The organism is Variovorax sp. GW458-11-26-14-LB1, from assembly GCF_059423965.1.
Genome location: NZ_JBWKYW010000001.1, coordinates 64,461 through 84,239, shown reverse-complemented (window position 1 = coordinate 84,239; position 19,779 = coordinate 64,461). Strand labels below are relative to the sequence as shown.

Here is a 19,779-nt window from a genome sequence, read left to right as displayed (position 1 = left end):
GCTGCGCTCAGCGCAGCGCGCGCCGCATCTCGATGTGCGCAATGCCGGCTTCCTCGAAAGGCTGGCCGTGCACTGCGTAGCCCAGCCGCGCATAGAAGCGCTCGGCGCTGCGCTGCGCGTTGAGTGCCACCTCGCGGTCGCCGCGCGCGCGGGCCGCCTCTTCGAGCGCCTGCACCACGGCCGCGCCGTGGCCGCCGCTGCGCAAGGTGCGATGCACCGCCATGCGGCCGATGTGCGAGATGCCGTCCTCGGCGGGCAGCAACCGGCCGGTGCCGATGACCTGGCCGAGCCGGTTGCGCGCCACCGCATGCAGCACGACGGCGTCGTGCGCGTCCCACTCCAGCTCCTTGGGAATGTTCTGTTCCTCGATGAACACGGCGCGGCGCAGCGCGCTCGCGCCTTCGCCGAGCGTGGCCCAGTCGCCGGTCTCGACGGTGCGCATCGGCTCGCCGGCCTCGAAGGCCGTCAGCGTCTCGCGCAGGGCCGCGGGCACCGGCTTCGAGGTCTGCGTGGCCGGGTCGGCGAACACGTAGACGAGCTCGCAGCCCACCAGGAACTCGTCCTGGCGGAACAGGCCGCCCTGGAAAATGATCGACGAGTTGCCGATGCGCGCGCACTTCATGCCCACGTCGATCACGTCGTCCATGCGGGCCGAGGCGCGGAAGTCGATGGTCGCCTTGCGCACATACAGGTCGCCGCCCAGCGAATGCATCGCCTCTTCGTAGGGCAGCGCCATCGCGCGCCAGTAGTCGGCGATGGCGGTGTCGAAGTACATCAGGTAGTGGGCGTTGAAGACGATCTTCTGCATGTCCACCTCGGCCCAGCGCACGCGCAGGCGGTGGAAGTAGTGGAAGTCCTCGCGGCGGACCGGGGTGTTGTTGTTCTCGCTCATGGGTTCAATGCCTCTTTCAGTGCGCGGGCCGCGTCGTTCTGCGCCTGCAGCGCTTCGGGAATCGCGCGGCCCATCTTGATGAATTCGTGGATCACGCCACGGTAGATTTCCAGGTCGACCGCCACGCCCGCGGCGCGCAGCTTGTCGGCGTAGGCGATGCCTTCGTCCACCACGGGGTCGGCCTCGGCCAGCCCGATCCAGGCCGGCGCCACGTCGTCGACGTCGTCGGCCAGCAGGGGCGCAAAACGCCAGTCGTCGCGGTCGGCGGGCGTGTTCACGTACTGGCCGAAGAAGAAGTCGATCATGGCCTTGGTCAGCAGCGGGCCATCGACATGGCGTCGGTGCGACTCGGTGTCCTGGTGCGCGGCCATGCCGGGATAGATGAGCAGCTGCAGCGCCACCGGCAGGCCGGCATCCCGCGCCAGGATGGCGCACACGGCCGCCAGCGTGCCGCCCGCGCTGTCGCCGCCCACCGCCAGGCGCGTGCCGTCCAGGCCCAGGCTCGCGCCCTGCGTGGCGATGAACTGGAAGGCGTCCCAGGCGTCGTTCGACGCGGTCGGAAACTTGTGCGCGGGCGCGAGCCGGTAGTCGACCGACACCACCGCGCAACCGCTTTTCTGGCTCAGCACGCGGCACAGCGTGTCGTGCGTGCGGATGTTGCCGACCGTGAAGCCGCCGCCGTGAAAGTACACGAGCACCGGCAGCACCTCGGCCGACGGCGCATACAGCCGCGCGGGAATTGCGTGGCCGTCGCGCGCGGCGATGTGGAAGTCTTCGATGCGCGCCAGTTCGGGCTTGGGCACTTCGAGCACGCCCGCGCCCTTTTCGTACGAGGCCTTGGCTTCGTCGGGCGTGAGCTGGTCGAGCGGCGGATGGCCCGCGCGCGCCATGCGTTCGACCACGCCGGCCATCTTCGGGGTGAGTGCGGGTTGCGCGAGGCGGTTCGCTGTCGTGGTCGTGCTCACTTGAAAGACACCACCACCGGTTGCATGCGCGACAGCCCTTCGTAGCTCACCACCACCGTCTGCCCGGCCTTGGGCGGCAGCAGCGGCGAGAACGAGCCCAGGCTGATCAGGTCGCCCGGCTTCAGCGCGATGCCTTCCTTGGCCAGCGCGCCGGCCAGCCACACCACGGCATTGAGCGGGTGTTCGAGGATGTCCGATCCCTTGCCGGTCGCCAGCTCCTTGCCCTGCCCGTCCTTCATGACCACGCGCATGTCGCGCAGGCTTTCGAGCATCCAGGACTGGCCGTCGGCCGTGGTTGGCACATCGACCGGCAGCCCGCGCACGCCGAGTCGCGCGCCGACGTTGATGGCCGCCACACCCGGGCCGTTGAGCTTCGAGGGGGTCTGCACCGCGAGGTCGGGCAGCTCGATGAAGGGAATGAGCTGGTCGATGTTGGCCAGCACCTCGGCCGGCGTCTTCGCCTTGTGGATGTCGGCGCTCTTCACGCGCACCAGCATGTCGGCTTCGAACAGCGGCCGCGCGCCGAAGGCCGCATCGACCACCGCGCCGCTGTCCAGCAGCATGCGCTGGTAGAGCATGCCCCACACCGGCTGGTCGTAGTTGAAGCGCTTCTGCACCGCGGGGTTGGTCAGGCCCGCCTTGTAGCCGACCACGTCACCGAGGTTGCGCGCATGCAGCACGTTGAGCTTGGCGCGCGTGCAGGCGGCGTCGGCCTCGCTGAGGTTCTCGATGTCGGCGGCGGGCGTGCGTGCCGCCTGCGCGGCGGCGAAGTCGGCCACCTGGGTGTCGCTGAGGCAGGCGGCGTGGACCGAGGCGGCCAGCAGCGCTGAGCCCAGTGCGACAGACGCAAGGGTTTTGTTGGTGGGCAAGAATGTCCCCTCTTGTTAGATTCGAACGGTCAGCAATCGTACTGCCCTCGGGCGTTCCCCCTCATGGCCCTCATCCAATACCTCACCCAGATCCAGTTCGAATTCGGCGCCATCCAGCTCCTGTCGAGCGAGTGCGCGCGCATCGGCATCAACCGCCCCCTGATCGTCACCGACGCCGGCGTGCGCGCGGCCGGCGTGCTGCAGAAGGCGCTCGACGCCATCGCCGATCTCGAGGTCTCGGTGTTCGACCAGACGCCCTCCAACCCGACCGAGGCCGCGGTGCGTGCCGCCGTCGAGCTGTACCGCAGCGGCCGCTGCGACGGCCTCATCGCCGTGGGCGGCGGCTCGGCCATCGACTGCGCCAAGGGCGTGGCCATCGCCGCCACGCACGAGGGCCCGCTCAAGACCTACGCCACCATCGAAGGCGGCTCGCCCAAGATCACCGAGCGCGCGGTGCCGCTCATTGCCGTGCCCACCACCAGCGGCACCGGCAGCGAGGTGGCGCGCGGCGCCATCGTCATCGTCGACGACCACCGCAAGCTGGGCTTCCACAGCTGGTTCCTGATGCCCAAGGCCGCCATCTGCGACCCCGAGCTCACGCGCGGCCTGCCGCCCCGGCTCACGGCCGCCACCGGCATGGACGCCATCGCGCACTGCATGGAAACCTTCATGTCGGCCGCCTTCAACCCGCCGGCCGACGGCATCGGCCTCGACGGCCTGGAGCGCGCCTGGGGCCACATCGAACGCGCCACCAAAGACGGCAGCGACCGCGAGGCGCGCCTGAACCTCATGAGCGCGTCGATGCAGGGCGCCATGGCCTTCCAGAAGGGCCTGGGCTGCGTGCACTCGCTGAGCCACAGCCTGGGCGGCGTCGATCCGCGCCTGCACCACGGCACGCTCAACGCCCTCTTCCTGCCGGCGGTGATCCACTTCAATTCGGGCGCCGAATCGGTGCAGAAGGAACAGCGCCTGCAGCGCATGGCGCAGGCCATGCACCTGGACTCGGCCGGCGACCTCGGCCACGCGATCCGCGACATGAACGCGCGCCTGGGCCTGCCCGCTGGCTTGGCCGAAGTGGGCGTGACGCCCGCGATGTTCGAACAGATCATCGACGGCGCCATGGCCGACCATTGCCACAAGACCAACCCGCGGCTGGCCACGCGCGACGACTACAAGGCGATGCTCGAAGCGTCGATGTAAAACCTTTGCGTCACTCCTGCTGCGCAGGCGTGCATTCGCTTTCACAAAAGGCCGTTTCGACGGCCTTTTGCATGGGACGCGTCATGGATGTGACACGCGGCGTTTTCATACTGGCTTGGCCCCATCTGCAGAGGCTTCGCATCCGTGAAAGCCCGAGGGGTCAGGGAAGTGTCGAATGCCGCGTACCGTCCAAGTCCATACCGTCCTGAGCGCCGAGCAGCTCAAGTTCCGCGCGATGCGGGGGCACGAAGGACTCTCGCAACTCTTCGAGTTCGAGGTCGACATGGTCAGCACCAGCTTCAACCTCGACCTGAAGCGCCTGCTCGGCACCTCGCTCACGCTGGCCATTGCCGACGACGGCACAACGCGCTACCTCAACGGCACCGTCGTGCGCTTCGAGCTGGTTGGCCGCGCCAACGAGACCGGCCGCCACTACATCTACCGCGCGCTCGTGCAGCCCTGGCTGTGGTACCTCACGCGCACCACCGACTGCCGCATCTTCCAGAACCAGAGCGTGCCCGAGGTGCTCGACGCGGTGCTGGGCAAGTACGGTTTCCAGTTCGAGAAGCGCCTCACGGGCAGCTACCGCCCCTGGGAATACTGCGTGCAGTACCAGGAGAGCGACTTCGCCTTCGTGAGCCGCCTCATGGAGCACGAAGGCATCGCCTACCACTTCGAGCACAGCAACGGCTCGCACCTGCTGGTGCTGGCCGATGACGCAGGCGGCTACCGCAAGCTGCCGGGCCATGCCCGCATTCCGTACCGCCCGCGCGACCGCGTGGTGAATGCGCTGGAGCCCTGCATCGACCGCTGGCGCGTGGCCGAGCAGATCACCTCGGGCCGCGTGATGCTCGACGACTTCGACTTCAAGAAGTCGCGCGCCTCGCTGCAGAGCGTGCAGCAGGACCCCAAGGGCCACGACCACGCGACCTACGAAGTCTATGAATGGCTCGGCGGCTACAGCGAGCACCAGCAAGGCGACGCCTACGCGAAGATCCGCCTGCAGGAGTTGCAATGCGCGCACGAGCTGGCCTCGGGCCACACCAACGTGGTGGGCATGGCGCCAGGCCATCTGTTCGAGATGACGCATTGCCCGCGCGAGGCCGACAACCGCGAGTACCTCGTCACCGGAACGCGCTACGACCTGCGCGAGCCCGAATACTCGACCGGCGGCAGCAGCGAATCGGTGTGCGAGTTCGACTTCACCGTGCTGCCCTCGGCCGTGCCTTACCGCCCCGCGCGCACCACGCCGCGCCCGCGCACCAACGGCCCGCAGACCGCCACCGTGGTCGGCCCCGAAGAGATCTGGACCGACCGCTTCGGCCGCGTGAAGCTGCAGTTCCGCTGGGACCGCTACGGCCAGTCGGACGAGAACAGCTCGTGCTGGGTGCGCGTATCGAGCAACTGGGCCGGCGCCAACTACGGCACCATGCACATGCCGCGCGTGGGCCAGGAAGTGATCGTCGATTTCATCGGCGGCCAGCCCGACCGCCCCATCATCACCGGCCGCGTCTACAACAGCGACCAGATGCCGCCGTGGGAACTGCCCGCCAACGCCACGGCCAGCGGCATCCTCACGCGCTCCAGCACCGGCGGCGCAGCCAACCAGGCCAACATGCTGCGCTTCGAGGACCGCACGGGCGCCGAGCAGATCCTGCTGCACGCCGAGCGCAACCTCGACGTGGAAGTGGAAGCCGACGAGACCCACACCACCGACGGCACCCGCACCACCCTCATCAAGGGCCACGAGTCGGCCACCTACCAGGACGGCGAGACGCGCGACATCACCGCGGGCGCGACGGAAACCATCACCGGCGGCGACACGCGCGACGTGACGGGCGGCTTCAGCGAAACCGTGAGCGGCGGCGTGACGCAGCGCATCACGGGCGGCAAGACGCGCACGCTCAGCGGCGGGCTCAACGACACCATCTCCGGCGGCGTGACCCTCGCCATCAGCGGCGGCTTCAACGGCACCATCGACGGCCAGGAAATCCGCTTCGTGAGCGCGGGCCGCAACGACACCATCAACACGTCGAACACCGTGCATGTGAACGGTCCGTCCAACACCACGGTGACCGGCCCCACGGTCCACACCTCGCCGGACGTGACCTTCAACACCACGAACCACATCCACAACACGACGCAGCACGTGATCAACACCAACGTCTACAACACGACGTCCAAGGTCTACAAGAACATCACGAACGACTACACGAACAACTCGAAGACCTACATCAACAACTACGCCAAGAGCAACGACTGGCGCTGGTACCGCGCGGGCGGCGTGGGGGCGCGTTTCTCGGCGGTCGGGCTGGCGCTCGACCTGTGGGGGCTGCGCCAGCAGAACTACATCCTCAACTCGCAGTTCTCGGGCATCCGGCTCGACGTGGCGGTGTTCCGCTCGCAGAACTCGGCCACCGAGATCGAGGGAAAGATGCTCAAGGTCGCGAACATCGGCATGAAGATCGCCAGTGGCGGCCTGGCCTTTGCCGCCAAGGCGATGACCGTCAAGGTCTGAGCCGATCGCCCCATCGATGGCCATCTGGGAACAGGTCCTCTGGAGCGTCTTCGCCGTGATGATGGGCGGGGCGCTGTTGGCCGGCGTCGCGGTGGTCGTCACGGCCACGCGCGAGCAGCGCAAGTACACACAGGAGCGGCGCATCGCCGAACGCCTGGGCGGGGCCGGCGTGGCCACGCATGGCGTGGTGGCGCAGGTGCGGCGCTCTGAACATCAGCTCACCAGCCCGGGCAGCCACGGCCAGTGCATGGTGGCGCTCGAATTCACGCTGCAGATGCCGCCGTCGTCCCCGGTGCCGAGCGTGGTGCTGCGCACGCTGGTCGACGAACTGCTGCTACCCCGCCTCGCGGTGCCGGGCGCGACCCTGCACCTGGTCCAGGACCCGGCGCACCCCGACGTGGTGGCGGTCGACCGGCAGCGCACGCCGCTCGAAGTGGCGCCCGCACGGAGCTGACCCCCTTGAAAACCGTCAAGCCGCTGCGGCTGAGTGTCATCACGCGCCCCTTCCTGCGAGGCCGCCAGCAACGCCTGGGCGTCACGCTGATGGGCATGGTGTCGATGGACGCTGCGCCCGTGCTGCTGCCCGAGCCGGAGTTCTGGAAGATCGCCGCCGAAGAGCTCGGCCCCACGGGCGCCATCGACCTGGGCATTCCCAAACCCCACGCCGAGTTCCTGGCCACCGGCCACGCTTACACGCACCATCAGGCCGACAAGACCGCCTGCGCCGTCGCGATGCGCGTGGGTGAGCTTTCGCGCCAGCTGCTGGTGTTCGGCGATCGCTTCTGGCTCGACGGCCGCGCCACCGCGCCGCAGCCCTTCGAATCGATGCGGCTCGATGCCACGCGCGCCTACGGTGGCCCCGGCTTTGCCGAGAACCCGCAGGGCATCGGCCACGCGCACGAGACGGTCAACGGCCTGCAGGTGCAGCGCCTGCCGAACATTGAAGACCCGCAGCAGCGCATCGACCGCCCCGAGCGCGAGACCGAGCCGGCCGGCTTCGGCCCGATCGACCTGACCCGACCCAGCCGCATGCGCCTGATCGGCCGTCAGTACGACGGCCACTGGCGCGAGCACCTGTTTCCCGGTTTTTCGGAGGACATGGACTGGCGCTTCTTCAACGCCGCACCGCCGCAGCAGCGCTGGCCCGCGCGCAACCACATCCCCGGCGGCACGCCCTACGAGATCTGGCACATGCACCCCACGCAGTCGGTGCAGCGCGGGTGCCTGCCCGACTGGCGTGCGCGCGCCTTCATCGCGCGGCGCAACGGCCCCGGCCGCGAACCCGAGCAGTTCGACGAGGTGCCCATGCGCCTCACCACGGCGTGGTTCTTTCCGCACCGCGGGCAGGTCGCGCTGATCCACCATGGCGAGATCGACATCGTGGAAGACGACGCCGACGACGTGACCCATGTGATGCCGGCCATCGAAGCCGCGGGCGATGCACCGCGCCCGCTGGCGCACTACTTCGCCCTCCTCCAGCGCCGCTGCGATCCCGAGACGGGCGCGCTGCATGCCGCCCGCGACGACGAGCTGCTGCCCGCGCAGGCCATCGGCCCGTGGCTCGACACGCTGGACGACGGCGAGGAGTCCGCGTTGGTCCGCAACATGCGCGAGCGCGGCGACCGGCTGCGCGCGGACCTGATGCAGCAGGCGCGCGAGGCCGGCCACGATCCGCGTCTGCTGCGCGAACGGCCGCTGCCCGAGCCTTTTCGTAAGGCACCGACGCTCGCCGAGCTGCCCGAGTTCGTCGAGCGCACGCGGCGCTTCACGCAGGACCAGCGCAAGGCGCTCGACGACGGGCGGCGCGAGCTGGAACGCGCGGGGCAACTCAATGCGGCCGAGTCACGCCAGGTCGGCTTCGACTCCGCAGAGTTGGTCTCGGGCATCGACCGCACCACGACCAAGGGCCCGCCCGCCTTCGACGCGCAGACCGTGCTGCAGGGCATGTTCGGCATCGCCGCCGCAACGGGCGCGTCCGCACTGCCGCCCGCGCAGCAGCAGGCCTTCGCGGAGGTGGTCGAGAAAGGCCAGCGCGGGCTGATCGACATGTACCGAATGGGCGCGCAGCACCAGTCGCCGGCCGACGTGCTCGAAGGCGAACGCGCCACCGAGGCGCGCCAGCGCGTGCAGGACGCGATGACCACCACGCGCGACCTCTCGGAGATGGACCTCACCGGCGCCGACCTGTCGGGCATGGACCTGCGCGGCGCGCGCCTGCACCGCACGCTGCTCGAACACGCGAACCTCGAAGGCGCCCGGCTCGACGGCGCGGATGCCACCGAAGCCGTGCTCGTGCGTGCGCGCCTTTCGCGGGCCTCGCTCGCGGGCTGCGTGCTGCACCGCGCGAACCTCAGCCTGGCCCGATGTGTCCACACCGTGTTCACCGGCGCGCAGCTGCACCACACCACGCTCGAGCAGACGCACTTCGATCACTGCGACTTCTCGCAAGCCTCGCTGGAGCACCTGACCGTGCTCGGCCTGCAGGTCGACCACTGCCGCTTCGATGCAGCGCATCTTTCCTACGTGACCTTCCTCGAACAGACCCGCCTGCAGGACTGCAGCTTTCGCAGCGCCGTGCTCCACAAGGTCGGGCTGATCTCGTGCATCGCCGAGCGGCTCGACTTCAGCGGCGCCCGGCTCGAAGCTTGCGCCTGGGCCCACACGCCGGGCGACACCGGCATCGTCTTTCGCGGCGCCACCCTGCACACCACCTGCTTCGTTGGCACCAGCAGCCTGCGCACCATGGACTTCGAAGACGCGACATTGGTGCAATGCGGCCTGCGCGAGATGCCGCTGGACGGCGCGCGCTTCGTGCGCGCCGCGCTCGACACCTGCGACCTGTCGGCCTGCAGCCTCACGGGCGCGGACCTCAGCGGCTGCGATGCGCCCGAAAGCCTCTTCATCCGCGCCGACTTCACGCAGGCCTCGCTGCGCGGCGCCAACCTCATGCATGCCAGCCTGCAGAAAGCCCGCTTGGTCCGCACCGACCTGCGCGAGGCCAACCTGTTCCGCGCCGACGTCTCGCAGACGCTGATCGACAGCGTGACCGACACGCACGGCGCGCACCTCGAACAGGCCAAGACCCTCCCGCGCCGCGCCGCGGACCCGGCCCGATGACGCCGGCCGAGCTGGCAGCGAAGATCCGCGGCGGCGACCACCTCCAGGACCAGGACTTCCAGGGCATGAACTTCGACGGCATGGACCTGCGCGGCGGCAGCTTCGGCGCCTGCGATTTCCGCCGCGCGAACCTGCACGGCGCGCAGCTGGGCGAGTCGGTGTTCGACAGCTGCCGCTTCGACGACGCGCTGCTCGACACCGCCGACCTGCAGCACGCCGCCTTCCACCGCTGCGCCCTGCCCCGTGCGCAGTTGCGGTCTGCGGCGATGGCCCACGCCGTCTTCTCCGAGGCCGACCTGAGCGGCGTCGACATGAGCGCGGCGCAGGCGGGCCAGGCCACCTTTCACCAGAGCACGCTCGACGGCGCGGGCTTCGAGCGCGCGGACCTCACGAAGGCGGTGTTCGGCGAATGCCGCCTCGACGGCACGCGCTTCGACGACACGGCGCTGAACACCACCGTCTTCTACCGCGCGGCGTTGCGCGGCACGCACTTCAAGGGCGCAAGCTTCCACAACGTGATCTTCGGCGAGGCCGACCTCGCGGGGCAGGACTTCTCGGCGCAGTCGTTTCATCTGTGCCAGTTCATCGATGCCGATCTCACGGGTTGCAACTTTGCCGGCGCGCGCCTGAGCCAATGCAATTTCAAGGGCGCGAAGCTCGAAGGCGCGGTGCTGTCGGGCGCGCAGGCGGCGCAGTGCCTGTTTCCCGAAGCCGATCTGCGCCGGGTGGATGCGCGCGGCGGGCACTTCGACCAGAGCCTGTGGGTCGGCGCACGGCTCGACGACGCCGACCTCTCGGACGCGCGGCTCGAACAGTGCGTGTTCCACCGCGCGAGCTGCCGCCGCACCACGTTCGCCCGCAGCCACCTCGTGTACGCGGATTTCTCCTACGCCGACCTCGCCGATGCCGACCTGCGCGGCGCCAACTTCCACCGCACCCAGATGCACCGGGCAATCGAGACCGGCGTGCGCTGGAGCGACCGCCTCGGCGTGCTCGACAGCGACCCGGCGCTGTTCGAGGCCGAGCGCTTTTCCGCCGCCCGTGCGAGCCGCCCGCAACGCGCCGGCCGCGACACCTTCGGCCGGCCACTGCCGCCCGATCCACAGGACACCCTGCCATGAACCACCGAGCCCTTCGCGAAGCTGCTTCGCCGCCGTCAGAGACGCCCGAGACCGAGATGCACGCGCTGCTGCGCAAGCCGCTGCCTGCGGTCGCCGCGCCGGCCTGGACCGGCAGTGCGCTCGGCACCGTCGTGCAATCGCTGCCCGACGGCCGCTTCGTCGTCGAACCACAGCCGGGCGGTGCGCCCTGGCACTGCCCGCGCGCCGCGAGCTGCCTGCTGCAGCCCGCCGTGGGCGACGTCGTGCTCGTGGCCGGGCCGCAGCGCGACCAGCTGTTCCTGATCGCCGTCGTCACGCAGGCCGACCCCAGCCAGTCGCAACTCGTGGCCGAGGGCGACCTCACGATCCGCTCGCGGCGCGGCGGCATCGCGCTGCAGGCCTCCGCATTCGCACTTCAGGCCGACAAGGCGACCGTCGACATCACCGACATGGCCTACCGCGGCGCCGAAGTGCGCGTGACCACACTGGTCGCCCGCTTCGTGGGCCGCACGCTCGAGACCGTGCTCGACCGCCTGAGCCTGCTCACGCGCTCGAGCTTTCGCCTCACCGAAGAGGTCGAGCAGGTGCGCGCGGGCCAGATCGACATGCAGGCGGCGCAAAGCCTGCGCCTGCACGCCAGGAACACTTTCGTCACCAGCCAGGCGCTGGTGAAGGTCGACGCCGAACAGATCCACATGGGTTGATACCGACAAGGAGCCAGAACCATGTTCGCCAACGCACAGATGATGGGAATGGACCTCGCGTTTCCCGATGTCTGCAAGACACCGCCCGCGCTGCCCGTGCCCTACCCCAACATCGCGCTCGGGCCCACGGCCCTGCCCAACGCCTGGAACATCCTGTACGGCGGCACGCCCGTGCACAACATGGCGACCACCACGCCGATCACCAACGGCGACAACGCCGGCGTGCTGATGGGCGTGGTGTCGCAGACGGTGATGGGGCCGTCGCGCCACATCACCGGCGCCTTCACGGTGCTGCTCAAAGGAACGCCCTGCACGCGCATGACCAGCCTGGCGGTGCAGAACCGCTGCAACATCGTGGGCATGCGCATCGTGCCCAGCCAGTTCAAGGTGCTGGTGCTGGCGCCCTGAACTTCGGCGCTGCGGCTCAGTTGCCGACGTCGAACCTCGCGATCGACGCCGTGGTGCCGGTCGCGGTTCGCACGCCATCCACCGTGTAGGTCTGCTCGCGGTCGTATTCACCGGGTTTGCGCACCCAGAACGCTGCGCTCAGCCCGCCCTTGGACGAATAGGCACCGAACCAGTCGACCACCCGCCCGATGCGGCACTCCTGCCCGACCCACACCGGAACGTCACCCACGATCTCGAAGGTGTAGTGGCCGGGACCGTAGCTGGTGTAGTTGCCGCGCTCGTCGTCGCTGGTGCCCGCGGGGACCGGGCACAGCGGCGTGTCCACGGGACCGATGTCGCGGGCCTGCCGGGTGTCGATCTTGCGCAGCGCCTGGCTCAGCGCTCGATGCAGGGCGCTGTCCAGCGTAGTCTTGGTTCCCTTCTCGTCGCTCTGCACCTTGGGGACCGAGAGTCGGTAGCGGTAGCGCACGCTGAGCTTGGGCGCCTCGCCGACGATCGTCAGCGGGCGCAGCAGGTAGACGTCGTCCACGCCGTAGAGGCTGTTCTGGTAGGCCGTATAGACGCGCCCGCGCAGGCGAATCCACTCGCCCGACTGGTTCGCGCCGCGCCCGCCGGTCGTGTAGAGGCTCGACGCGCCGCTGTCGTCGTCCGGCGTGGCCTGGCCGGGTGTAGTGAGGCCTTCGAACCGGCCGCCCTTTCGGCGAAGGACGTTGGTTTCGCCGAACAGGCCGGTGCCGCCGACATAGGTGTCGATCACGAGGTCGCGCTGGCCGTCGCCATCGACGTCCAGCAAGGTGTAGGCCCCGGCGCCGTTTTCGCCGCCGCCTTCGATGTCCGATGCCCGAAGGGCGCGCCACTCGTCGGCGGTCACGCCCTTGGGGCGGGTGGTGGGGAACTGCACAACCGAGCCGGCCGAGTGGTCGTCGTTCCTGTTGGCGAACGCAGTGATTCCGGTCTTGATGCGCAACGCGTCGATGACCTTCTCGAGCGGAAACTCCGCATCGGTCTTGCGCATCGTCTCGACGGCTTGGCGCAGTTCCTCGAGGGCCTGCCGGTCCACGTCGTCGGGCCGGTAGGCATGGACGTCGCGCAGCTGAAGCCGGAGTGCCGCCAGCCGTTCTTCATACCGCCCGGCGATGCAGCCCGTGTCGGCAGCACACCGGTCGCGAACCTTCAGCCAGTCGAGTTGCGCGCGCCGCAGCGTGGCGCGCTGCGGTCCTTGGGCGGCGGCCAGCTTGCCGTAGACCGAGGACAGCTGGAAGTCCAGCTTGCGCAGGTTCTCGCTGGCGCAGATGGCTCTCTCGACATCGGCGGCGGCGCGGCTGCAATCGAGCCCCGCCGCAAAAGCTGGCGTGGCGACAGCGCCGAGGACCAAGAGGGTTGCGAGGGACAGGCGGTACGTCATGCTGCGGTGGAGTTTGCCACCGCTGCCCGGTCTCAATTCGCCGCCAGGCACCTCCACGCACCCAGTGTCGAGGCTGCAGGAATTTCACCGGAGGAGTTCCTCACAAGCGATGGCGTGCTGGCGACGGCGTTATCGTCGTGCACCCATTGGTCGAGGTCCGACACGGCATTCCAATTCAATTGCATGGTGCTCAAGCCGATTCTCTTGAGCAGTGAGTTGGTGTTGTAGAAACCGTGGCTGTAATCTTCGACGAAATAGGTGCGCACCGAATTCCTGATATCGCTCGCCGTTTGCCTGCGGGCCAACTCCTTGACGAATTCACCGGCCTGGCTGCAGGGCACGAGGAAGTCCGAAGTCCCCTGGTAGATGATGATTTTTTTGCCCTTCTTGCCGGCCCTCTTCTGACTCGCCGCAGCGTCGAAGAAATTCGAGAGATCGCGCGGCGTGACATTCCAGACCGGCGCCAGCGCATCCAGCAGCCGGTGGTAACCGTCGTAATGGGCGCCCGACTGGATAGCGACATCCGCCAGGCGCCGGGACGTCGCGCCCAGCGCATCGCTCAATGTTTGATCGGACACATCCCGGCCGAACAGGCTGGTCAATATGGCCGCGCTGCTGTTCCAGTTGACCACCCAGTCATTGACCACCGACGGGACTTCCAGCGTCTTCAGTAAATTGGTTTCATCGACCGGAGGCGCACCCGCGACGATGCCGTCATACGCATCGGGCCAATTCGCCACGGCTTTCAATGCCTGCCGGCCACCGGTGGAAATGCCGACGAAATAGGTGTCGGTGGGCGCCGCGCCCGTGAGCTTTCGTGAGAGGTACAGCCCGACGTCGAGCGTCTTCTTGATGGCGTCCTGTCCGAAATTCCTGACCGCCTCCTGCCTGGGCACGTCGCCGAGTTGCCTGCCTGGCTGCACGAACGCCGGATCGAATGCCTTCGACGATTCACCTGCGCCCGCGTCGCCGAGAACGACAGCGTAATTCGACAGCGCCGGTCCTTGCCACGACGGCGAGAACTGCTGGTTGCTTTGCTGGCCTGCTGCAACGACGTCGGTATCCCAGGCAAATCCACCGCCGCCGAGCTGGACGAATTTTCCATTCCATTGCGCCGGGATATAGACCTGGTAATTGATGTCGGGCACCCGGTAATCGGGCGCCTTGACAGCAGGGTCGATGCCACCGGGAGACGTGGGCTGGATGGTCCCTTTGATCAGACAGTAGGCGGGAAATGCAAGCCAGACCTGCTCGACCGACGTGATCTTGAATCCCCCGGTTCGGGGCGAAGGAAACCGGGTGCTGCGGAAATCGTTCAGCACGGCGTCGCCGTACGCCGTGCCGTTCAATTGATTGGAGCAGGTGCGCACGAGGGTGGCGGAAATATCGTTGGCTGCATGCGCCACCGAGAAAACCCCACCGAAAACCATCGCCACGAGAAACGATCGGGGCCGCCGCAAGGACGGCCCGGCTCCCAAAGACCTGCAGTTTTTTGTCTCGGTCAAGATGTGTCTCCAATGGATTGAATTGAATATTCACGAGCGCTCTCTTGCCTGAGGGCGCTGTACCTTCTGATGAGGCTGTGAAATTCTCAATCTCCTGGCGACGGGCCGCAGTATCCCTGCGGCGCCAATCGAATGACCTTCAGCGCGTGCGGACGCTCTATTCCAGCTTGACGCCCGCCGTGCGGATCACCTTGCCCCACTTGGTGGTCTCGGAGGCAATGAAGGCGTCGAACTCCTCGGGCGTGCTGCCCGCCGGGAAGGTGCCCATGGCATCGAGCTTGGCGCGCGTCTCGTCGCTCTTGATGATGCGCGCCACCTCCTCCGACATGCGCTTGACGATCTCGCGCGGCGTGCCCGCCGGCGCCAGCATGCCGGCCCAGGTGCTGCCGGTGAAGCCCGCGAAGCCCTGCTCGATGAAGGTGGGCACGTCGGGCACGGCCGGCAGGCGCTTGTCGCCGGCAACGCCGATCAGCCGCACCTTGCCGGCCTTGCCCTGGTTGATGAGGCCCGTGGGCGCATCGAAGAACAGCTGGATCTGCCCGCCCATCAGGTCGGTCAGCGCAGGCACCGCGCCGCGGTACGGGATGTGGATCATGTAGGTCTGCGTGAGCGACTTCCACAGCTCGCTCGTGAGGTGCGCAGCCGAGCCGTTGCCCGACGAGCCGAAGCTCACCTTGCCGGGATGCTTGCGTGCGTAGTCGATGAGCTCGCGCGCGGTCTTGAACGGTGCGTCGTTGTTGACCGCCGCCAGCAGCGGCGACACGCCCATCAGCGACACGCCCACGAGGTCCTTGCGCGGGTCGTAGGGCAGCTTGGGGTACAGCGTGGTGTTGGCCGTGTAGGCCGCGATGACGACGCCGAAGGTGCTGCCGTCGGGCGCGGCCTTGGCCACGGCATCGACGCCGATCAGGCTGTTGGCGCCGGGCTTGTTGTCGATCACCACCGGCTGGCCCAGGCGCATCTGCAGGCCTGCCTGCACCAGCCGCGCCATCTGGTCGGTGAAGCCGCCCGGCGTGTAGGGCACGACGATGCGGATCGGCTTGCTCGGCCAGGCGCTCTGCGCGAAAGACGGTGCGGCCAGGCTGGCTGCGGCGGCGGCCGTGGCAAGAGAAAAACGGCGGCGGGAGAGCGTGGCGTGCGGCATGGTCGGGAACCCTTCGGATGGCATGGATCGGACCATTCTCGAAGCGCGCTCCTGCGCCGGCGCTCAGGGTTTGTCCCCGACGGGACAAGGTGGGCTCAGAGCGGCAGGATGTCGCGCGAACGCCCGTCGTCGCCGAGCCAGGCCTCGAACTCGTCCGACAGCCGCGTCGCCTCGCGCGTGGCCTGGCCCCAGGCCGCGATGCGGGCCTGCGCGTCGTTCGCGAAGCGGATGAAGTCCTTGCGGTCGGGCAGCTTGCCGTGCGGCAGCGTCTTCACCCATTCGGGATTCGGCGCGAGCACCACCATGCGGTCGAGAAAGCGCGTCGACTTGTGGCGCCAGCGCAGCCCCTTGTCGAGCCAGCCCGGCACCACCGCCTGCTGGAAGTGCGGGTACAGCACGATGCCTTCGTCTGCGGGCTGGTAGTCCAGGTGCAGGTGGTAGTCGGTGATGCCACCGTCCCAGTAGGCGCCGCGCGGCGCGCCCGGAATGTCGTGCACCGCCGCCAGCAGGAACGGAATGGAGCACGAGGCCTGCAGCACGCGATTGAAGTTGGCCTCGCTCAGCGCGTGCTGGCGCGTGCGGAAGTCTTTGGTGCCGAAGGGCAAGGCCGCGCCGGGCGTGGAAAACACGCAGCGCTCCAGCCAGGCGCCCAGGCTCTTGCGGTGCAGGCTGTTGCTCGCAAAGGCGCCCAGGTAGCCGACCGGCGTGCGCGCCCTGCCCTCGCGCCCGAGGATGTGGCGCCCACGCGAGGTCACCACGTGCAGCCGGTAGCGCGCATGGCCCAGCACCTCGCCGATGCGCCCGCCATAGAAGGTGTCGAGGCTTTCCGCGAAGCGTTCGCTGAGCTGGTGCGGGCTGAGCCGCTTCTGGCCCGGCGGCACTTCGAACTGCTGGCGCACGTAGTCGTGCTCGAAGCGCCCGAAGGCCGTCTCCGGGTCCGACAGGCAGGCCGTCGCCAGCCGCCACGCACCGATCGACGCGCCCACCAGGTCCACCGGCTGGCTCGACTGCGTGAGCCAGCGCCCGAAGATGAAGCGATCGAGCGGCCCGAGGATCAGCCCCTTGGGCCCGCCCGCCGCGCCGGGGATGGTGCGCACGTCCTGCGGACGCAGGCCGTGCTGCTCGATGTGCTGGCGGGCCGCGGGGCCGGCGTAGATGCGCAGGGCTTTCATGCCGGCGGTGTTTGCAAGAAGCGTGCAGCAAGGCGTGGATGCGCTGCATCTCTCGCAGGAACGAGAGATTCGGTACGCGCATCGGCTGAGAGCAGCAGATCCTTGAGCGACGGTTTCGCCATCGCCCGCAACTGCTGCCATTCCGTCGCTTTCACCAGCACGGCGACTGCATCGCCACGCCTCGTAAGCACTTGCGGTCCGTCGGCCAAGCTGGCTTCAAGGATTCGCTCGAAGTTCGCTTTCGCGTCTTGCACAGGCCAGGATGTCATTTCGATCGCTCCCTCAGACTGTTTTCGGGCTGGTTAGCGACCGTGCGCCGGCTCGCAGCATCAACCTCCGATGCTGCGAACTGCCGGCTTACTTGCGCAACCCCTGCAACTTGGCAAACGCACTCGCCATCTGCCCCGCCGGCTGCGGCGAGTTGTCGCGCCGGCCTTGTTGCTGCTGGCCGCGTCCTGCCCCTTCGAAGCGGTTGTCGCGCGGGCCGTCGCGGCGTGCGGGCGCTGCGTCGAGCTTCATCGACAGGCCGATGCGCTTGCGGGCCACGTCGACCTCCATCACCTTGACCTTGACGATGTCGCCGGTCTTGACGACTTCGCGGGCGTCGTTGACGAACTTGTGGCTCAGCTGGCTCACGTGGACGAGGCCGTCCTGGTGCACGCCGAGGTCGACAAAGGCGCCGAACTGGGCGACGTTGCTCACGGTGCCCTCGAGGATCATGCCCTCGGTGAGGTCGGAGATGTCGTCCACGCCGTCGTTGAAGCGCGCCACCTTGAAGTCGGGACGCGGGTCGCGGCCGGGCTTCTCGAGTTCGCCCAGGATGTCCTTGACCGTGATGACGCCGAACTTCTCGTTGGCGAACAGCTCGGGCTTCAGCGTCTTGAGCATGTCGGCGCGGCCCATCAGCTCGGCGATCGGCTTGCCGGTCTTGACGATGATCTGCTCGACCAACGGGTACGTTTCGGGGTGCACGCCGGTGATGTCCAGCGGGTCGGCGCCGTCGCGGATGCGCAGGAAGCCGGCGCTCTGCTCGAAGGCCTTGGGGCCGAAGCCGGTCACGTCGAGCAACTGCTTGCGGGTGGAGAACGCACCGTTGGCCTCGCGCCAGCGCACCACGGCCTTGGCCACGCTGGCCGACAGGCCGGACACGCGGCTGAGCAGCGGCACGCTGGCGGTGTTCAGGTCGACGCCCACCGAGTTCACGCAGTCCTCGACCACGGCCTGCAGGGTGCGCGCGAGTTCGCTCTGGTTCACGTCGTGCTGGTACTGGCCCACGCCGATGCTCTTGGGGTCGATCTTCACGAGTTCGGCCAGCGGGTCCTGCAGGCGGCGCGCAATGGAGGCGGCGCCGCGCAGGCTCACGTCGACATCGGGCATTTCCTGCGAGGCGAATTCGCTGGCGGAATACACGGAGGCGCCGGCTTCGCTGACGACGACCTTGTCGACCGTCATTTCGGGCGCACCGGCTTGCGCGGCCATCTTGGCCAGCAGCTTGATGAGGTCGCCGGCCAGCTTGTCGGTTTCGCGGCTGGCGGTGCCGTTGCCGATGGCGATCAGGTTCACGCCGTGCTTGGCGCACAGCTTGCCCAGGGTGTGCAGCGAGCCTTCCCAATCCTTGCGCGGCTCGTGCGGGAACACGGTGGCGGTTTCGACCAGCTTGCCGGTCGAATCGACCACGGCCACCTTCACGCCGGTGCGGATGCCGGGGTCCAGGCCCATCACGACGCGCCGGCCGGCGGGAGCGGCCAGCAGCAGGTCGCGCAGGTTGTCGGCGAACACCTTGATGGCGACCTTTTCGGCGTCTTCGCGCAGGCGGGTGAACAGGTCGCGCTCGGTCGACAGCGCCAGCTTGACGCGCCAGGTCCAGGCCACGCACTTGCGCAGCAGGTCGTCGGCCGGGCGGGCCGCGTGGCTCCAGCCCAGGTGCAGCGCGATCTTGCCTTCGGCGATGCTGGGCTTGCCCGGCTCGGGCTCGACGGGCAGCACGAGCTTGGCGTCGAGCACCTCGAGCGCGCGGCCGCGGAACACGGCCAGGGCGCGGTGCGAAGGCACGCGGCCGATGGGTTCGTCGTAGTCGAAGTAGTCGCGAAACTTGGCGATGTCGGCGTTGTTCTCGTCCTTGCCGGCCATCAGGGTGGACTTGAGCAGGCCTTCGTTCCAGAGCCATTCGCGCAGGCGCTGCACCAGCACGGCGTCTTCGGCCCAGCGCTCGGACAGGATGTCGCGCACGCCGTCGAGCACGAGGGGCACGGTGGAGAAATCGGGGCCCGGTTTGCCGTCGTCCAGCGTGGTGGCGGGCTGCAGAAAGGCCTGGGCTTCCACGGCCGGGTCGAGCGTCGGGTCGGCCAAGAGCTTGTCGGCCAGCGGCTCGATGCCGAATTCGCGGGCGATCTGGCCCTTGGTGCGGCGCTTCTGCTTGAACGGCAGGTACAGGTCTTCGAGCTCCTGCTTGGTGGGCGCGAATTCGATCGCGGCGCGCAGCTCGGGGGTCAGCTTGCCCTGCTCGTCGATGGCCTTGAGCACCGCCACGCGGCGGTCTTCGAGTTCGCGCAGGTAAGACAGCCGGGCCTCCAGTTCGCGCAGCTGGATGTCGTCGAGGCCGCCCGTGACTTCCTTGCGATAGCGGGCAATGAACGGAACCGTGGCGCCTTCGTCGAGCAGTTCGACGGCGGCCTTCACCTGGTGCTCGCCGACCTTGATTTCAACGGCGAGTTGGCGAATGATTTTCTGCATGTCTTGAGCGCGTCCCTGGCAAAGCGCGGAAGTTTGCCATAGGCGAC

16 protein-coding genes are annotated in these 19,779 nt (G+C 68.2%); 7 read left to right on the top strand and 9 right to left on the bottom strand.

Features of this window, described 5'->3' with window-relative positions:
* Positions 1 to 7: 7 nt before the first annotated feature.
* Genes AC07YS_RS00375 through AC07YS_RS00365 form a run of 3 tightly spaced genes read right to left on the bottom strand, consistent with a single transcriptional unit; the run spans position 8 to position 2,726 of the window.
* Complete coding sequence (locus AC07YS_RS00375) at positions 8 to 892, bottom strand: YbgC/FadM family acyl-CoA thioesterase (RefSeq protein ID WP_495267158.1); 885 nt, start codon at positions 890 to 892, stop codon at positions 8 to 10.
* Entirely contained in the window at positions 889 to 1,803 is a 915-nt protein-coding gene (locus AC07YS_RS00370) for an alpha/beta hydrolase (RefSeq protein ID WP_495267263.1), read from the bottom strand. The genes AC07YS_RS00375 and AC07YS_RS00370 overlap by 4 nt, the downstream gene beginning before the upstream one ends.
* Positions 1,804 to 1,853: 50 nt before the next feature.
* A complete protein-coding gene (locus tag AC07YS_RS00365; RefSeq protein WP_495267157.1) occupies positions 1,854 to 2,726 on the bottom strand; it encodes a 2-keto-4-pentenoate hydratase in 873 nt (290 codons plus the stop codon).
* A gap of 63 nt (positions 2,727 to 2,789) precedes the next feature.
* On the opposite strand from AC07YS_RS00365, the gene gbd reads away from it, so the two are divergent.
* The 7 genes from gbd to AC07YS_RS00330 all read left to right on the top strand — a co-directional run bounded on the left by gbd (position 2,790) and on the right by AC07YS_RS00330 (position 11,773).
* Positions 2,790 to 3,926, top strand: coding sequence for a 4-hydroxybutyrate dehydrogenase (gbd, locus tag AC07YS_RS00360; RefSeq protein WP_495267156.1), 1,137 nt, complete (start codon positions 2,790 to 2,792; stop codon positions 3,924 to 3,926).
* 175 nt (positions 3,927 to 4,101) lie between these two features.
* Positions 4,102 to 6,444 carry a type VI secretion system Vgr family protein gene (locus AC07YS_RS00355; RefSeq protein ID WP_495267155.1) on the top strand — a complete coding sequence of 781 codons (2,343 nt, stop codon included), beginning with the start codon at positions 4,102 to 4,104 and terminating at the stop codon, positions 6,442 to 6,444.
* A gap of 16 nt (positions 6,445 to 6,460) precedes the next feature.
* A complete protein-coding gene (locus AC07YS_RS00350) occupies positions 6,461 to 6,898 on the top strand; it encodes a hypothetical protein (RefSeq protein WP_495267154.1) in 438 nt (145 codons plus the stop codon).
* A 5-nt stretch (positions 6,899 to 6,903) separates the two neighbouring features.
* Positions 6,904 to 9,561, top strand: a complete 2,658-nt coding sequence (locus AC07YS_RS00345) for a DUF2169 family type VI secretion system accessory protein (RefSeq protein ID WP_495267153.1) — start codon at positions 6,904 to 6,906, stop codon at positions 9,559 to 9,561.
* Positions 9,558 to 10,682 (top strand): pentapeptide repeat-containing protein, encoded by a 1,125-nt coding sequence (locus AC07YS_RS00340; protein WP_495267152.1) that lies wholly within the window; start codon positions 9,558 to 9,560, stop codon positions 10,680 to 10,682. Before AC07YS_RS00345 ends, AC07YS_RS00340 begins: the two co-directional genes overlap by 4 nt.
* Positions 10,679 to 11,365: a DUF3540 domain-containing protein gene (locus AC07YS_RS00335; RefSeq protein WP_495267150.1), complete on the top strand. Its 687-nt coding sequence runs from the start codon at positions 10,679 to 10,681 to the stop codon at positions 11,363 to 11,365. The genes AC07YS_RS00340 and AC07YS_RS00335 overlap by 4 nt, the downstream gene beginning before the upstream one ends.
* 21 nt (positions 11,366 to 11,386) lie before the next feature.
* Positions 11,387 to 11,773, top strand: a complete 387-nt coding sequence (locus AC07YS_RS00330; protein WP_056580973.1) for a DUF4150 domain-containing protein — start codon at positions 11,387 to 11,389, stop codon at positions 11,771 to 11,773.
* A 16-nt stretch (positions 11,774 to 11,789) separates the two neighbouring features.
* On the opposite strand, the gene AC07YS_RS00325 is transcribed toward AC07YS_RS00330, so the two are convergent.
* The 6 genes from AC07YS_RS00325 to AC07YS_RS00300 form a co-directional block, all read right to left on the bottom strand.
* On the bottom strand, positions 11,790 to 13,178 hold the full coding sequence (locus AC07YS_RS00325) for a lysozyme inhibitor LprI family protein (RefSeq protein WP_495273869.1): 1,389 nt from the start codon (positions 13,176 to 13,178) through the stop codon (positions 11,790 to 11,792).
* 32 nt (positions 13,179 to 13,210) lie between these two features.
* Entirely contained in the window at positions 13,211 to 14,683 is a 1,473-nt protein-coding gene (locus AC07YS_RS00320; RefSeq protein WP_495267148.1) for a tannase/feruloyl esterase family alpha/beta hydrolase, read from the bottom strand.
* A gap of 157 nt (positions 14,684 to 14,840) precedes the next feature.
* Complete coding sequence (locus AC07YS_RS00315) at positions 14,841 to 15,827, bottom strand: tripartite tricarboxylate transporter substrate binding protein (RefSeq protein ID WP_495267147.1); 987 nt, start codon at positions 15,825 to 15,827, stop codon at positions 14,841 to 14,843.
* A gap of 95 nt (positions 15,828 to 15,922) precedes the next feature.
* Positions 15,923 to 16,999, bottom strand: a complete 1,077-nt coding sequence (locus AC07YS_RS00310; RefSeq protein WP_495267146.1) for a phospholipase — start codon at positions 16,997 to 16,999, stop codon at positions 15,923 to 15,925.
* The gene (locus AC07YS_RS00305; RefSeq protein WP_495267145.1) at positions 16,996 to 17,268 is read right to left on the bottom strand and encodes a type II toxin-antitoxin system Phd/YefM family antitoxin; all 273 of its coding nucleotides are present in this window, start codon (positions 17,266 to 17,268) and stop codon (positions 16,996 to 16,998) included. The genes AC07YS_RS00310 and AC07YS_RS00305 overlap by 4 nt, the downstream gene beginning before the upstream one ends.
* Positions 17,269 to 17,356: 88 nt before the next feature.
* Positions 17,357 to 19,732 (bottom strand): Tex family protein, encoded by a 2,376-nt coding sequence (locus AC07YS_RS00300; RefSeq protein WP_495267144.1) that lies wholly within the window; start codon positions 19,730 to 19,732, stop codon positions 17,357 to 17,359.
* Positions 19,733 to 19,779: the final 47 nt, after the last annotated feature.

Bases quoted from the DNA above. Each gene is read 5' to 3' on its own strand.
- AC07YS_RS00330 (WP_056580973.1), top strand. From the start codon at position 11,387: ATGTTCGCCAACGCACAGATGATGGGAATGGACCTCGCGTTTCCCGAT.
- AC07YS_RS00335 (WP_495267150.1), top strand. From the start codon at position 10,679: ATGAACCACCGAGCCCTTCGCGAAGCTGCTTCGCCGCCGTCAGAGACG.
- AC07YS_RS00315 (WP_495267147.1), bottom strand. From the start codon at position 15,827: ATGCCGCACGCCACGCTCTCCCGCCGCCGTTTTTCTCTTGCCACGGCC.
- AC07YS_RS00300 (WP_495267144.1), bottom strand. From the start codon at position 19,732: ATGCAGAAAATCATTCGCCAACTCGCCGTTGAAATCAAGGTCGGCGAG.
- gbd (WP_495267156.1), top strand. From the start codon at position 2,790: ATGGCCCTCATCCAATACCTCACCCAGATCCAGTTCGAATTCGGCGCC.
- AC07YS_RS00370 (WP_495267263.1), bottom strand. From the start codon at position 1,803: ATGGCCGGCGTGGTCGAACGCATGGCGCGCGCGGGCCATCCGCCGCTC.
- AC07YS_RS00310 (WP_495267146.1), bottom strand. From the start codon at position 16,999: ATGAAAGCCCTGCGCATCTACGCCGGCCCCGCGGCCCGCCAGCACATC.
- AC07YS_RS00355 (WP_495267155.1), top strand. From the start codon at position 4,102: ATGCCGCGTACCGTCCAAGTCCATACCGTCCTGAGCGCCGAGCAGCTC.
- AC07YS_RS00325 (WP_495273869.1), bottom strand. From the start codon at position 13,178: ATGACGTACCGCCTGTCCCTCGCAACCCTCTTGGTCCTCGGCGCTGTC.
- AC07YS_RS00350 (WP_495267154.1), top strand. From the start codon at position 6,461: ATGGCCATCTGGGAACAGGTCCTCTGGAGCGTCTTCGCCGTGATGATG.
- AC07YS_RS00305 (WP_495267145.1), bottom strand. From the start codon at position 17,268: ATGACATCCTGGCCTGTGCAAGACGCGAAAGCGAACTTCGAGCGAATC.
- AC07YS_RS00375 (WP_495267158.1), bottom strand. From the start codon at position 892: ATGAGCGAGAACAACAACACCCCGGTCCGCCGCGAGGACTTCCACTAC.
- AC07YS_RS00340 (WP_495267152.1), top strand. From the start codon at position 9,558: ATGACGCCGGCCGAGCTGGCAGCGAAGATCCGCGGCGGCGACCACCTC.